Source organism: Candidatus Avoscillospira sp. LCP25S3_F1, from assembly GCF_052117125.1.
Classification (GTDB): Bacteria; Bacillota; Clostridia; order Oscillospirales; family Oscillospiraceae; genus Avoscillospira_A.
The window spans coordinates 98,279-113,338 of record NZ_JBQKJT010000012.1 but is presented as its reverse complement, the minus strand read 5'-3'; the positions used below and the strand labels follow the sequence as shown (position 1 = coordinate 113,338).

Below are 15,060 nucleotides of genomic sequence, written 5' to 3'. Positions count from 1 at the left end.
TCGGCACCATTGTGCGGCGCTGCCTTTCTACAATGATTCAATAAGGAGGGCTAACCCATGGTAGTAGGCAAATCTGTCACCCGCGTCGATGCCTACGACAAGGCCACCGGCCGCGCCAAGTACACCGACGATCTGTGCGACAAATCGGCGCTGGTGGCCCGGATCAAACATTCCGAGATCGCCCACGGCTTTGTCAAGTCTGTCGATACCGCCGCCGCCGAAGCCATCCCCGGTGTGGTGAAGGTCTTTACCTGCTTCGACGTTCCCGATGTCCCCTTCCCCACTGCAGGCCACCCCTGGTCCACGGACCCCCATCATCAGGACGTGGCCGACCGGCTGCTGCTGAACCGCCACGTCCGCTACTACGGCGACGACGTCTGTGTGGTGGTGGCCGAAAACGAGGTGGCCGCCGCTCAGGCTGAACGGGCCATCCGGGTGGAATATGAGGAACTCCCCTTTGTTCTGGACGCGCAGGAGGCCATGAAACCCGACGCTCCCCAGATTCAGGAGAAGTTCCCCGGCAACATCCTGGGCCACTCCAGCGTCCGCAAGGGCGACTATGAAACGGCCATCCAGGAACCGGGCCTCATCAAGGTCGAGGGCTGGTACGACACCCCCACAGTCCAGCACTGTCACATCGAAAACCACGTCTGTTACGCCCAGATGGAGGCGGGCCGCATCATTGTCACCTCCTCCACCCAGATTCCTCACATCGTCCGCCGCGTCGTCGGTCAGGCGCTGAATATCCCCTGGGGCAAGGTCCGCATCGTCAAACCCTACATCGGCGGCGGCTTCGGCAACAAGCAGGACGCCCTGTATGAGCCGCTTTGCGCCTGGCTGTCCTATATGCTGGGCGGCCGGCTCGTCAAGATCGACTGTTCCCGCGAAGAGACCTTCGTCTCCAACCGCGTCCGCCACGCCATCCGTTCCCACATCATCTCCTGGGTGCGGCCCGACGGCACCTTTGCCGCCCGCAAGCTGGAGTGCTTCTCCAATCAGGGCGCTTACGCCTCCCACGGCCACGGCGTCACTGCCAAGGGCATGAACGCCTTCCCCCAGCTGTACCCCTGCGACAACGTGGAATGTGATTCCTACACCGTCTACACCAACCGGCCCGCCGCCGGCGCCATGCGCGGCTACGGCATCCCCCAGGCCATGTTTGCAGGCGAAGCCCACATTGACGACGTGTGCAAGGCCATTGGAGCCGACCCCGTGGACTTCCGCCGCTCCCACGTCATGCCCCAGGGCTATGTGGACGGCTTCTCCAAGAACGAGAACTACTACGACACCTTCAATCAGGTCATGGACAAGGGCCTGATCCTGTCGGATTTCCGCCGCAAGCAGAAGGAATATGCCAACCAGACCGGCCCCGTTCGCCGGGGTGTGGGCATGGCCCTCTTCTGGTACAACACCGCCGTGTGGCCCATCTCCCTGGAGTCCAGCTCCTGCCGCATGGTGCTGAACCAGGACGGCTCCATTCAGATGCAGACCGGTGAAACGGAGATCGGCCAGGGCTGCGACACGGCCTTTGCCCAGATGGCCGCCGAAGCTCTGGGTATCCCCGTGGAGGACGTCCACCCGGTTTCCACCCAGGATACCGACGTGACCCCCTTCGGTACCGGCGCATATGCGTCCCGTCAGACGTACATCGGCGGTTTTGCCATCAAGCAGACGGCCACCCTGCTCAAGGAACGGATTCTCCGCTACGCCAAGGAGCTGACCCGCCAGGACGTGTCCCTTTTGGATATCCGGGACGGGAAGATCGTCCGGACCTCCGACGGCCGGGAGCTGATGACTCTGGGCGAGCTGGCCACGGAGGCCCTGTACTCCCTGGAGCACAGCGAGCATCTCACCGCCGAGAGCACCTACCAGATCAAGAACAACGCCTATTCCTTCGGATGCAGCTTTGCCGAGGTAGAAGTGGATATCCCCCTGTGCAAGGTCAAGCTCCTGAACCTGGTCAATGTCCACGACTGCGGCACCCTCATCAACCCGCAGCTGGCCGAGGCCCAGGTCCACGGCGGTATGTCCATGGCCATCGGCTACGGTCTCAGCGAGGAGTTGAAGTTTGACCCCAAGACGGGCCGGGCGCTCAACAACAATCTGCTGGACTACAAGCTGTCCACCTTTATGGACCATCCCGACCTGACGGTGGACTTCGTGGAGAACGCCGAGCCGACCAGCCCCTACGGCACGAAGGCCCTGGGCGAACCCCCGGCCTGCTCCGGTGCGCCGGCCATCCGCAACGCCATCCTCAACGCCACCGGCGTGGCCGTGGACCGCGCTCCGGTGACGCCCCACATTCTCTTTGACCGCTTCACCGAAGCCGGTCTGCTGTAAAGGAGGCCCCTGCACATGTACGATATTAAAGCGCTCTACGAAGCCCAAACCGTGGAGCAGGCCGTAGCCTTGCGGCTGGAGCACCCGGACGCCCACATCATCGCCGGCGGCTCCGACGTGCTCATTAAAATGCGCGAGGGCAAGCTGGCAGGCTGTGAACTCCTCAGCATTTACGGCATCGACGCCCTTCGAGGCGTGACGCTGGAGGACGACGGCACCATCCGCATCGGCTCTCTTACCAGCTTTTCCCACATCACCCAGAGTCCCATCATCCAGGCCCACATCAACGTCCTGGGCGAGGCCGTGGACCAGGTGGGCGGCCCCCAAATCCGCAACATCGGCACCATCGGCGGCAACACCTGCAACGGCGTCACCTCCGCCGATTCCGCCTCTACCCTGCTGGCCTGGGACGCCATTGTGGAGCTGACCGGCAAGGACGGCGTCCGCCGTCTGCCCATCCGGGACTTCTATATCAAGGCCGGTGTGGTGGATTTGCACCCCGACGAGATTCAGACGGCCCTTTTGATTCCCAAGGCGGCCTACGAAGGCTACCAGGGCCACTATATCAAGTACGCCATGCGCAACGCCATGGACATTGCCACCACGGGCTGCTCGGTCAATGTGAAGCTGTCCGCCGACAAGAAGACCATGGAGGATGTGCGCATTGCCTACGGCGTGGCGGGTCCGGTGCCCATGCGGTGCCCCACGGCGGAAGCTGCCGCCCGCGGCAAGGCCGTCTCTCCGGACGCTCTGGAGACGTTCTCCAAGGCGGTTCTGGAGGACATCAACCCCAGAGACAGCTGGCGCGCCTCCAAAGCCTTCCGGCAGCACATCGCGGTGGAATTGGCCAAGCGGGCATTGCAGAAATCCATTGAACTGGCGGGAGGTGCGTTGTAATGGCACAATATAAGCTGATCCACTGGAACCTCAACGGCAAGGACGTGGAAACCATGGTGGATGTGCGGGCGTCTTTGACGGACGTGCTGCGCAACGACTACCGGATGACCTCGGTGAAGAAGGGCTGCGAGGTGGGCGAATGCGGCGCGTGCAACGTCATCATTGACGGCGAGTGCTTCAACTCCTGCATCTATCTGGCGGTGTGGGTGGACGGCAAGCACGTCCGGACGCTGGAAAGTCTGTTGGGACCCAACGGCGAGCTGAGCGACATTCAACAGGCCTTTGTGGATGAAGCGGCCATTCAGTGCGGCTTCTGCACGCCGGGCTTTATTATGACGGCGGTGGAGATTCTCGAGAGCGGTAAGCTGTACAGCGACGAGGAGTTGCGGAAGCTGCTGTCGGGTCATCTGTGCCGCTGCACGGGATATCAGAATATCCTGCGGGCGGTCAAGAAGACCATGTACCGCCGCCTCGGCAAAGAGCTCCCCACCGAGTAAGCACCCAAAATTAAAAGTTTTACTCGATTTTTTTCAAAAAATCGCGGAGTCCAGAGGCAGCGCCTCTGGTCGCCCCGCGCACGGGGCGAAACTCCCGCCCGTCGCAACGGGCGAAATACCCGCCCGCCGCAGCGGGCGAAACACCCGCGCCGCGCACGGCGCGAAATCCCCAATCGTCCCAAAGCGCCATCCGCAGATGGCGCAATCCCCACGGCGAAGCCGTAAGGCCGCCGTCCCCACCCCATCACGGGGTGGCGGACGGCGGCCTTCTTGCGGTACCGGGTACCGTTGAACACCGCACCGGCGGTGGGAGACGCAGGTCCCACCCTACATCCTTTGTAGGAAGTGCATTGTTGTTCGTAAGTTAGCAGATGCCCCCCGCCGTCCACCCCGCAGGGGCGGCGGCGGGGACCATGGCCTACGGCCGGGGGTTGCGCCATCTGCGGATGGCGCTGTGGACGACAGGGAGTTTCGCCCCGTGCGCGGGGCGGGTGTTTCGCGCCTTGCGAGGCGCGACCGGGGGCGCTGCCCCCTGGACCCCTGCGATTTTTTGAAAAAAATCGAGTAAAACTTTTGATTACTGTTCGGGAGGCCCTGTTGATAGGTTTTGCATTTTTTCCCACAATACAGTATAATCGAACCAATACGACCCACAGGAGGCGGGCTGTCTATGTATAAACTGATGCTGGTAGAGGATGAGGCCATCGTCCGCGAAAGCATGATTCACAATATCGACTGGGAACGCTACGGCTTCACCATGGCCTGCGCCTGCGAAAATGGCCGTGAAGCGCTGGAACGCATGGGTTCCGTATTGCCCGATGTGGTGGTCACGGATATCTGTATGCCCTTCGTGGACGGTCTGGAACTGGCCCGCCATCTGCAGGAGCACTATCCGTCTATCTTTGTGGTGATTCTCACGGGATTCAGTGAATTTTCCTATGCCCAACAGGCCATCAAACTGCGGGTCCATGATTTTATTCTGAAACCTGTCGTACCCCGGGAATTCTGCGCCATTCTGGAAAAACTCTCCGCCGATCTGGACAGCCGCAACAGCAAGCGGAGCAATCTCCGCTCCCTGCAAAGCCGGGCCTATCAGGCCGAAACCATCCTGCGAAGCGCCCTGTTCCGCACCATTCTGCGGACGCAGCCTACCGCCGATCAGGTCCGCCGCAGCGCCGAGGAAGCCGGATTGCAGCTGAACTGCGCCGTCTACGGCGCTGTGTTCTGCCAGCCCCAGGGCCATCTGGAAGCCGCCACCCAGTCCCAGCACCTCCAGGACGCGGCCCAGTCCGTAGCCACCCGTTTCCCCCACTGCACCGCCGCCGTAGTGGAGGACGTCTACCCGGTGCTGCTGGTGGGCGGCCGCAGCGATGAGGAAGTCACCAGCCGCTGCCGCGACGCCGCCGTCATGCTGTCCGACGCCGTGGCCCGGCTCACCGGCGCCCCCGCCGCCACGGGTATCGGCTCCTGCTGCACCGGCCCCGGCGGTCTCCATCGAACCTTCCGGGAAGCCCACCACGCTCTGGGCTACGCCTTCACCCAGCCCCAGCGGCTGCTGGTGGATCACCTGTGCCGGGCCGCTGAACGGTCCGTCACCGAGGCGGACCCCCTGCCCTCCACCCAGCCCCTGCGCCAGGCTCTGGCCGACGGCAACGGCGACGAGGCGACCCGCCGGATGCAGGCCCTGTTCGACGAACTGCGCCGCCGCAAACTCCACCGGGACAGCTGTCTGCCCCTGCTGGAACGGCTCCGATTCCTGCTGACCGACCTGATTCCCGCCGACGGCGCCAGCGCCGCCCCCGTCCTGTCGCCCACGGAGCAATGGCTGACCCTGGACCAGGCCGAACGGGAACTGTCCCAACTGACCGCCTTTCTGCTGCGTTCGGCCCGGACCTCCGAAGACGAGGACCCGGCCCGGCTCTGCGTGGAACGGGCCATGGGTCTCATTCAGCAGAACTACCACGACAGCGCTTTTTCTCTGACAGAGCTGCTGAGTTTGCTCAATGTCAGTAAAAGCTATTTTTCGTCGGCCTTCAAGGCCCGGACGGGCCAGACCTTTACCGAATATCTGACGGCGGTCCGTATGGAAAAGGCCAAACTGCTGCTGGCCACCTCCAATCTGCGGACTCAGGAAATTGCCGACCGCATCGGTTTCACGGACCCCCACTATTTCTCTGTGGCCTTCAAACGCACCGTGGGCAAAACGCCCCGGGAGTATCGGGAGGAACGCCGATGAAGCACCGACGCTACAGCATCACCACGGCCATGGTCACAGCCTTTACCATCCTCATTATGGCCGTGACGCTGCTCATCAACGCCCGCTCCTACGAGAACAACCGCCGCCAGCTCCAAAGCGTGGCCACCGACTACACCAACCAACTGATCTCCCAGGTCAACTCCCAGATGGACATGTATGTGGACTACCTCAAGGACCTGTCCAATTTCATCGTCCGCAACAGTGCTGTGACGGCCTATCTGCGGGACTCGTCCCAGCAGGAGGCCGTTGCGTCCATTCTGAGCCACGCGGCCACCACCCGGGATGAGATTTTCGCCATCGCCCTGGCCGCCGCCGACGGCCGGGTGCTCTTCGATGACCCATTCTACCGTCTCAACCCCTACGCCGCCTATCAGAACGCCGGATGGTTCCAGACGGCGGTGACCCAACCCGATCAGGTCCACATCTCCACCTCCCGGGTGGAAAATCTGGTGGAGGGCCAATACCCCTGGGTCATCTCCCTGTCCCAGGCCATCACCGACAGCCGGGGCAGTCTCCTGGGCGTCCTGCTGGTGGACCTGCGTTATGACATCATCACCGATATCTGCGCCAGCGTGGACCTGGGCAACCGGGGTTATCTCTTCCTGGTGGACAGCAGCGGCGGCATCCTCTGGCATCCCAAACAGAAGCTGCTCAACGCCGGACTCTTACAGGAACACATGGAAGCCGTCGGCCGGGACGACAGCCAACCGCTGACCATTGACGACGAATCGGGCCAGCGGCTCTACTTCTCCCACTGCTCCCAGTCCACCGGCTGGACTGTGATGGGCGTGGCCTACGCCGAGGAGCTTCAGGAACCTCAGTCGGAACTGTTCCGCCAGTATCTTGTCATTGACGCCGTGGCCGTGGGAGCGGCCCTGGTCCTGTCCATTCTCATCTCCCGCGCCATCACCACCCCCCTGCGGAAGCTGACCACCATCATGCATTCGGTGGAGGGCGGCGACTTCACCATCCGCAGCGATATCCGCTCCGGCAGCGAGGTTACCCAGCTCAGCGACACCTTTAACCACATGATCGGCACCATTCAGGATTTGATGGCCGAGCAGAAGCGCACGGAGGAACAGAAGCGGGAGACGGAATGGGCCTTGCTCCAAGCCCAGATCAAGCCCCATTTCCTCTATAATACGTTGGATTCCATCATCTGGATGAGCCACGCCGGACGCAATGAAGAGGTGGTGGAGATGACCCAGGCATTGGCCCAGCTGCTGCGGACCTCCATCGGCCGGGGCGAGGATATCATCACCCTGCGGGAGGAGGTCTCCCATGTGGAAAGCTATCTGACCATTCAGAAAATGCGCTACCGGGAGAAGCTCCGCTATAAGCTGGACGTGGAACCGGACACCCTGGATTGCCGTCTGCCAAAGCTGGTCTTGCAGCCTCTGGTGGAAAACGCCATCTATCACGGCATCAAGGTCAAGGAGGACGGCGGTTCCATCCGGGTCGCCTCCATGCTGGATGAGGACCAGCTGATCATCACTGTGGAGGATGACGGCCTGGGCATGACGCCGGACCAGCTGGCCCACATTCTGGAACCCAAGGAAAGCGACGAGGGCTCGTCGAAAATCGGCGTGTACAACGTCCACGAACGGCTGCAAATGTACTTCGGCAGTCAGTTCGGCCTGAAATTCTTTTCTGAACCGGACCGTGGCACCACGGCCATGCTGATTCTGCCCCGGCTGACGGAGGAAACGGAGGAACCCGACCATGCGCTATCGTAAACTCATCGTCTGTCTGCTCCTCTGCGTCCTGCTGTGCCTGCTGGCCTTCCGGTTCACCGGCAGCGAGGAGGACCGGGTCCGCATTGCCCTGGTGCTGAAAACCACCGTGGAGACGGCGGAATTCTGGGGCGAGGTCATGGACGGCGTGGACAGCGCCGTGGAAGAGCTGGGGGTGGAGGTCACCGTCACCGGCTCCGACTCGGAATCGGCCGTGGACCAGCAGATCACCGTTATGGAGGACGTCATCGCCACCCATCCCGACGCCATCATTCTGGTGGCCTCCGACTATGACCGGCTGGTGGACGTCACCCGGGAGGCCGTGGCCGCCGGCATCGACGTCATCACCATGGACTCCGACGTGAACACCGACGCCCGGACCACCTTTGTCGCCAGCGACAACTATGAAATCGGCCGCAGCCTGGGCGCCCAGCTGTTGGAAAATCTGGACAGCGGTCCCGTGGCCATCCTGACCCACAGCTCCTATTCCTCTTCGGGCATCCGCCGGGTGGACGGCGCCCTGGACGTCCTGGCAGACTGCCCCGACGTGGAGGTGGTGGGCGTCTACGACTGCGAGAACACCTTCGACAACGCCGCCGCCATCGCCCGGGAGCTGCTGGAACAGTACCCGGACCTGCGGGGCTTCGTCTGCGCCAACGAGGTCTGCAATCTGGCCGTGGCCCAGGTGCTGACGGAGCAGGGACTGGGCGGACAGATCACCGTGGTGGGCTGCGACAACTCCCGCCAGCAGATTCAATATCTGGAACAGGGCGTCATCCAGTCCATCACCATCCAGCAGCCCTTCAACATGGGCTACGCCGCCGTGGAACAGGCGGCGCGGGTGGTCCGGGGCCAGTCGGTACCCGCCTTTACCGAAATCCCCTGCGTCATTATCACACAGGACAATATGTACAATTCTGACAATCAGAAATTGTTATTTCCGTTCTAGTTCTGGTACCCTTGTGAAATTTGTGTATCTTTTTCACCTTTTGCTGGACGATTTTCAGTTGGTTTTTCCAATCATTCTGGTATGCTGTAATCAGAAAGAAGAACGGCCCACGGCACAGTTCGATTTTTTATCAGAAAATGTCGAAACGTTTCGCTTTTGGCCGGAGCATACAGCATACAGGAGGCTGATCGATGAATGTCTGAGATTTTGCTCAATATGCACGGGATTCAGAAGTATTTCCCCGGCGTCCACGCGTTGGACAACGCGCAGTTGGAGCTGCGCGCCGGCGAGGTCCTGGCCCTCATCGGTGAAAACGGCGCCGGTAAATCGACGCTGATGAAGATTCTCACCGGTATTTACACCAAGGATGACGGCGTCATCGAGCTCTACGGCAAACCCACTGAGATTCAATCCCCCAGCCACGCCCAGCAGTTGGGCATCAGCATTGTCCACCAGGAGCTGAACCTGATGCAGGACCTGACGGTGGCGGAGAACATCTTTGTGGGCCGCGAGTCCACCAAGGGCCTGTTCCTGGACAAGAAGGAACAGAACCGCAAGACCGATGAGCTCCTGCAATCCCTCCATCTGAACATCACTGCCCGCACGGTAGTCAAGCGGCTCACCGTGGCCCAGCAGCAGATGGTGGAAATCGCCAAGGCCCTTTCCTACAACAACACGAAAATCCTCATTATGGATGAGCCTTCCGCCTCCCTGACCACCGCTGAAATCGAAGACCTCTTCACCTTTATCCGGCGGCTCAAGGCCACGGGCGTGGGCATCATCTACATCTCCCACCGCATGGATGAGCTGAAGGAGATTACCGACCGGGTCACGGTCATGCGCGACGGTCAGTACGTGGACACGGTGAACACCGCCGAAACCACCATCGACCAGATCGTGCAGATGATGGTGGGCCGCGTCATCTTCGACGAACCTAAGAGCCATTCCAACGTGGCCCCCGACGCCCCCGTGGTGCTGGAAGCCCGGAACCTCTGTTCCGACATGGTCAAGGACGTGTCCTTCCAGCTGCACAAGGGTGAGATTCTGGGCTTTGCGGGTCTGATGGGCGCGGGCCGTACCGAGACCATGCGGCTCCTGTCCGGCGCGGACCCCAAGACCTCCGGCCAGATCCTCGTCAACGGCAAGGAAGTCAAAATCCGCCGTCCCAAGGACGCCGTCCGTGTCGGTATCGGCTACCTCTCCGAGGACCGCAAGCGCTACGGCCTGTGTCTGGGCCTGAGCGTGGCCGATAATACGGCCATGGCCTCCCTGGATTCGCTCACCGCCGGTCCCTTTGTGCAGGACGGCAAGATCGCCCAGGTCACCAAAGAGTACATCCAGAAGCTGCGCACCAAGACGCCCTCCGGCAAGACGCTGGCCCGGTCCCTTTCCGGCGGCAACCAGCAGAAGGTCGTCATCGCCAAGTGGCTGCTGCGGGACTGCGACGTGCTGATCTTCGACGAACCCACCCGCGGCATCGACGTGGGCGCCAAGAGCGAGATCTACAAGCTGATGAATCAGCTGGCCGCCGAAGGCAAGTCCATTATCATGATCTCCTCGGAACTGCCGGAAATCCTCCGCATGTCTGACCGGGTCATGGTCATGTGCGAAGGCCGTCTCACCGGCGAGCTGGATATCAGCGAAGCCACGCAGGAACGAATCATGACATACGCTACCATGCGCTAACAATGGGGGGAAAGCAAGCTATGAACAAACTCGCAACCAACGGTACAAAAAAACTGGATCTGCAGAAGCTCCTGGCCCCGGCGGCCCTGGTGATTCTGTACGTCCTCTTCTCCATCATCGGCAATAACTTCTTCACGCTGGATACGTTGAAGAACGTTCTGGAATCCAGCTACTACATCGGCTTTATGGCCTTCGGCGTCACCTTCGTCATCATCGCCGGCGGCATCGACCTGTCCATCGGCACCGTCATGATGTGCTCGGCTCTGCTGGGCGCCTACACCTTCAAGCAGCACGACTGGCCCCTGGTGGCGTCCCTCATTCTCACCGTGGCCGTCGGCACCATCTTCGGCCTGCTCAACGGCGGTCTCATCGCCAAGCTGAAGCTGCCCCCCTTCATCGCCACCCTCGGCACCATGATGATGGCCCAGGGCGCCGGCTCCATCCTCACCAAGGTCCAGTCCCAGACCTGGCCCACCGCCACCGAGCCTGTGGGCGGCTGGTTCAAGCCCGTGTTCATCCGCTCCGAGCTCTTCGGCGCCAAGAACTTCCCCGTCGGCGCCATCTGGCTGTTCGCCTTCTTCGTTATCGCCGCCCTGATCCTGCATAAGACCAAGTTCGGCCGTTACAACTACGCCATCGGCTCCAACGAAGAAGCCGCCCGTCTCTCCGGCATCAACGTCGACAACTGGAAGGTCGGTATCTACACCATCTGCGGTGCGTTCTGCGGCATGGCCGGTATCTTCTACGCCGCTGCCTACACCACCATCACCCCCGGCACCGGCAACGGCCAGGAGCTGAACGCCATCGCCGGCGTCGTCATCGGCGGCACGTCCATGAGCGGCGGCGCAGGCTCCATGGTCGGCACCATCATCGGTGTGTTCATTATGTCCGTCCTGAAGAACGGCCTCTCCGCCTGCGGCCTCCAGGCCCCCTGGCAGACCTTCTTCACCGGCCTCGTGGTCATTGGCGCCGTGCTGCTGGACATCCAGCGTACCAAGGCCGCCAACCGGGTCAAGAAGGGCTAAGCCCTTCCCGACCCCATCCCATCCGATAGGCTCACATCCCTGTGTGCTTATAAAAAATCTTAAATTTTTAGGAGGAACCAAAATGAAGAAACTGACTGCATTGCTTCTTGCTCTGGTAATGACCTTCGGTATGGTCGCTTGCGGCAGCAAGACCAACGACACCACTACCCCCAGCACAGATGATACCTCCAACACCGACACCGCCGATACCGGCAACACCGGCGACACCGCCACGGAGGACACCGGCAGCGGCGAGAAGCTGTACATCCCCGTCATGGCCAAGGGCTTCCAGCACGCTTACTGGCAGGCCGTTAACGAGGGCGCTGAGCAGGCCGCTGCGGATCTGGGCGTTGACATTTACTTCGATGGCCCCGCTTCCGAGACCGAGATCGACTCTCAGGTCAACATGATCAAGACCGAGCTGGCCAAGAACCCCAAGGCCATGGCTCTGGCCGCTCTGTCCACCGACTCCGTCACCGAGATTCTGGCGGAGTGCGCCGAGAAGAACATCCCCGTCATCGGCTTTGACTCCGGCGTTCCCGGCGACACCACCGGCGCTGTTAAGGCCACCGCTGCCACCGACAACGAGGCCGCTGCCGCCATCGCCGCTGAGAAGTTTGGCGAGAACGAGACCGTCGTTGCCGCCATGCAGAACGCCACCTCCGACGCTCCCATCGTCATCGGCTGCCTGTCTCAGGATGCTGTTTCCGCTTCCGTCACCGGCCGTACCACCGGTTTTGTGAACAAGATGGCGGAGATCGCCGAGACCTATCAGCCCGGCAAGGTCTCCATCGAAGGCCACACCACTTGGGAGAAGAAGGTTGACAGCCCCGCTATTATCATCCGTGTGGAAGTTTCCGCCACCACTGAGGCTACCTCCCTGCAGACCTCTGCCAGCGCTCTGCTGGGCATGGACGGCATCACCGCCATCTTCTGCTCCAACGAAGGCGCTGTGACCGGCTTCCTGGCTGCTACCTCCGACGGTTCCGACCTGGCTGAGGGCGGCAAGTACGATGGTCTGGTCGTCGCTGGCTTCGACGCCGGTTCCGCTCAGAAGAACGCTGTCCGCAACGGCTGGTTCATCGGCTCTGTGACGCAGGACCCCGTCCAGATCGGCTATCAGGCCGTGGCTCTGGCTGTTGCCGCTGCTAACGGTGAGTCCGTCTCCGACGTGGACACCGGTGCCAAGTGGTACGACTCCACCAACATCGATGATCCCGATATGGCCACTCTGGTTTACGACTAATCCCAGTCGAACCCCGGAACCCATAGCATAAGCAACCCCCCGGCGGAATTCCGCCGGGGGGTTTTTTTATGGATCGCACCGGTAAGCCCGGTGCGGTGAAGGCCCGGTGACGCCCGCAGACACACCGGCGGTACGTTGCCTTACAAAAAATCGAGTAACATTTTTATTTTTGGGTACGGAGGTAATTGCTCAGCACGTCCAGCGTCTGCTCCAGCTGCTCCTTCGTATGAGCTGTGGACAGGAACATGGCTTCAAACTGGGACGGGGCCACATAGATGCCGTGGTCGAAGTAGTTCCGCGCACAGGCGGCAAAGGCCGCCGTATCGGCGGTTTTGGCCGAGGCGTAATCCACCACCGGTACATCGGTAAAGAACACGCTGCCCAGGGAACCCACATGATTGACCGGGTACAGCTTACCGGCTTCCCGAATGATCTGCTCCATCTGACCATAGAACCAATCGCCGGTGGCATTGAGTTCATCGTACCACTGGGGGTTGTCCCGCAAAAGTTTCAGCTGGCAGAGACCCGCCGCCATGGCCACGGGGTTGCCGCTGAGGGTACCGGCCTGATAGACCGCACCCAACGGCGACACCACTTCCATGATCTCTTTCCGGCCGCCGTAGGCGCCCACGGGCATACCGCCGCCGATGATCTTGCCAAAGGTGGTCAAATCGGGCCGCACGCCGAAATAGCCCTGGGCGCCATCGATTTTCAGGCGGAATCCGGTGATGACCTCGTCGAAGATCAGCAGACTGCCGTTTTGGTCGCAGAGGTCCCGCAGACCCTGCAAGAATCCCGGCTGGGGCGGCACCACGCCCATATTGGCGGCCACCGGCTCCACAATGATGGCAGCAATCTCGTTTTTGTTGGCCTCAAACAGGGCCTTGACGCTGTCCAGATCGTTGTAGGTGGCCGTCAACGTGTCCCGGGTACAGCCGCTGGGAACGCCGGAGCTGTCGGGGACACCGGCGGTCATGACGCCAGAACCGGCCTGGACCAGCAGGCCGTCGCTATGGCCGTGGTAGCAGCCGTTGAACTTGATGATCTTATCCCGGCCCGTGAAGCCGCGAGCGGCCCGGATGGCGCTCATGACGGCCTCGGTGCCGGAGTTGACCATGCGGACCATCTCAATGGAGGGGACCAGCTGGCAGATCAGCTCCGCCATCTCCACTTCCCGCTCCGTGGCCGCGCCGAAGCTCAAGCCCTGGCGGGCGGCCTCCACCACAGCCTCCTCAATGGCCGGGTAGTTGTGGCCCAGAATCATGGGACCCCAGGAGCCTACATAGTCGATATATGTCACACCGTCGGCGTCGGTCATGGTGCTGCCCTTGGCCGTAGCGATGAACCGGGGGCACATACCGATGGAGCCAAAGGCCCGGACCGGGCTGTTGACGCCGCCGGGAATGACGGCTTTCGCCCGTTCAAACAGGGTTTCCGACTTGCCCATTATCCGATTCTCCCTTCGTCCATGGCCTTGGCCAGCTCTTTTGCAAAGTAAGTCAGGTAGATGTCCGCGCCGGCCCGATAAGCAGCCGTTGCGATCTCGCACATAATGGCCGTTTCATCCACATAGCCCAGCTTGCCGCAGGTCTTCACCATGCAGTATTCACCGCTGACGCTGTACGCGCCCAGGGGTACATTGGTGGCGGCCTTGACGTCGGAAATGATGTCGCCGTAGGCCATGGCGGGCTTCACCATGAGGAGGTCCGCGCCTTCTTCCACATCGGACAGGGCTTCCTTGAGGCCCTCTCTCCGGTTGTGCCAGTCCATCTGGTATGTCTTGCGGTCGCCAAAGCTGGGAGCCGAGTCGGCGGCGTCCCGGAAGGGGCCGTAGAAGGAGGACGCGTATTTGACGGCATAGGACATAATGGGCGTGTTGACATACCCGGCCTTGTCCAGCTCGGCGCGGATGGCGGCAATGCGGCCGTCCATCATGTCGGAGGGGGCCACCATATCGGCGCCGGCCTCCACCTGGGACCGGGCGATCTTGGCAATGTACTGAAGCGTCTGGTCATTGTCCACGTCATGGCCGTGGAGGATGCCGCAATGGCCGTGGGAGGTGTACTCGCACATGCACACATCGCCGATCAGATACAGCTCCGGGAGCCGGGCTTTCAGCGCCCGCATGGCCTCCTGAATGATGCCGTGCTCGGCATAGGCTTCGCTGCCGCAGGCGTCCTTGTGGTCGGGGATGCCGAAGAGCATAAATTTATCGATGCCCGCTTCCAGCATCTCCTCCGCCTTGTAGAGCAGCTGGTCGATGCTGTAGCGGTACTGGCCCGCCATGGAGGGAATCTCCTCCTTGCGGTTCTCCCCCTCCACCACAAAGGTGGGGTAAATCAGGGAGGTCTTGCTCATGCGGGTCTCCCGCACCATTTTCCGCAGAATCTCGCCGCTGCGCAGGCGGCGGGGACGACGAATCAGTTCCAT

Annotated in this window: 11 protein-coding genes; 9 read left to right on the top strand and 2 right to left on the bottom strand. The window is 61.5% G+C overall.

What is annotated here, in order from left to right:
* Window positions 1-57 precede the first annotated feature (57 nt).
* The 9 genes from xdhA to ACTQ33_RS12010 all read left to right on the top strand — a co-directional run bounded on the left by xdhA (window position 58) and on the right by ACTQ33_RS12010 (window position 12,630).
* Entirely contained in the window at window positions 58-2,340 is a 2,283-nt protein-coding gene (gene xdhA, locus ACTQ33_RS12050) for a xanthine dehydrogenase subunit XdhA (RefSeq protein WP_441464843.1), read from the top strand.
* A gap of 15 nt (window positions 2,341-2,355) precedes the next feature.
* Window positions 2,356-3,237: a xanthine dehydrogenase subunit XdhB gene (gene xdhB, locus ACTQ33_RS12045; RefSeq protein ID WP_441464842.1), complete on the top strand. Its 882-nt coding sequence runs from the start codon at window positions 2,356-2,358 to the stop codon at window positions 3,235-3,237.
* The gene (gene xdhC / locus ACTQ33_RS12040; protein ID WP_441464841.1) at window positions 3,237-3,734 is read left to right on the top strand and encodes a xanthine dehydrogenase subunit XdhC; all 498 of its coding nucleotides are present in this window, start codon (window positions 3,237-3,239) and stop codon (window positions 3,732-3,734) included. Before xdhB ends, xdhC begins: the two co-directional genes overlap by 1 nt.
* Window positions 3,735-4,404: 670 nt before the next feature.
* A complete protein-coding gene (locus ACTQ33_RS12035; RefSeq protein WP_441464840.1) occupies window positions 4,405-5,970 on the top strand; it encodes a response regulator in 1,566 nt (521 codons plus the stop codon).
* Window positions 5,967-7,727: a cache domain-containing sensor histidine kinase gene (locus ACTQ33_RS12030; protein WP_441464839.1), complete on the top strand. Its 1,761-nt coding sequence runs from the start codon at window positions 5,967-5,969 to the stop codon at window positions 7,725-7,727. Before ACTQ33_RS12035 ends, ACTQ33_RS12030 begins: the two co-directional genes overlap by 4 nt.
* On the top strand, window positions 7,714-8,673 hold the full coding sequence (locus ACTQ33_RS12025) for a substrate-binding domain-containing protein (RefSeq protein WP_441464838.1): 960 nt from the start codon (window positions 7,714-7,716) through the stop codon (window positions 8,671-8,673). Before ACTQ33_RS12030 ends, ACTQ33_RS12025 begins: the two co-directional genes overlap by 14 nt.
* 195 nt (window positions 8,674-8,868) lie before the next feature.
* On the top strand, window positions 8,869-10,359 hold the full coding sequence (locus tag ACTQ33_RS12020) for a sugar ABC transporter ATP-binding protein (RefSeq protein WP_441464837.1): 1,491 nt from the start codon (window positions 8,869-8,871) through the stop codon (window positions 10,357-10,359).
* A gap of 20 nt (window positions 10,360-10,379) precedes the next feature.
* Window positions 10,380-11,384, top strand: coding sequence for an ABC transporter permease (locus ACTQ33_RS12015; RefSeq protein WP_441464836.1), 1,005 nt, complete (start codon window positions 10,380-10,382; stop codon window positions 11,382-11,384).
* Window positions 11,385-11,466: 82 nt separating this feature from the next.
* Window positions 11,467-12,630, top strand: a complete 1,164-nt coding sequence (locus tag ACTQ33_RS12010) for a substrate-binding domain-containing protein (RefSeq protein ID WP_441464835.1) — start codon at window positions 11,467-11,469, stop codon at window positions 12,628-12,630.
* 163 nt (window positions 12,631-12,793) lie between these two features.
* On the opposite strand, the gene hemL is transcribed toward ACTQ33_RS12010, so the two are convergent.
* Both hemL and hemB read right to left on the bottom strand, forming a co-directional pair.
* On the bottom strand, window positions 12,794-14,077 hold the full coding sequence (gene hemL / locus ACTQ33_RS12005; RefSeq protein WP_441464834.1) for a glutamate-1-semialdehyde 2,1-aminomutase: 1,284 nt from the start codon (window positions 14,075-14,077) through the stop codon (window positions 12,794-12,796).
* On the bottom strand, window positions 14,077-15,060 hold the full coding sequence (hemB, locus tag ACTQ33_RS12000) for a porphobilinogen synthase (protein WP_441464833.1): 984 nt from the start codon (window positions 15,058-15,060) through the stop codon (window positions 14,077-14,079). Before hemB ends, hemL begins: the two co-directional genes overlap by 1 nt.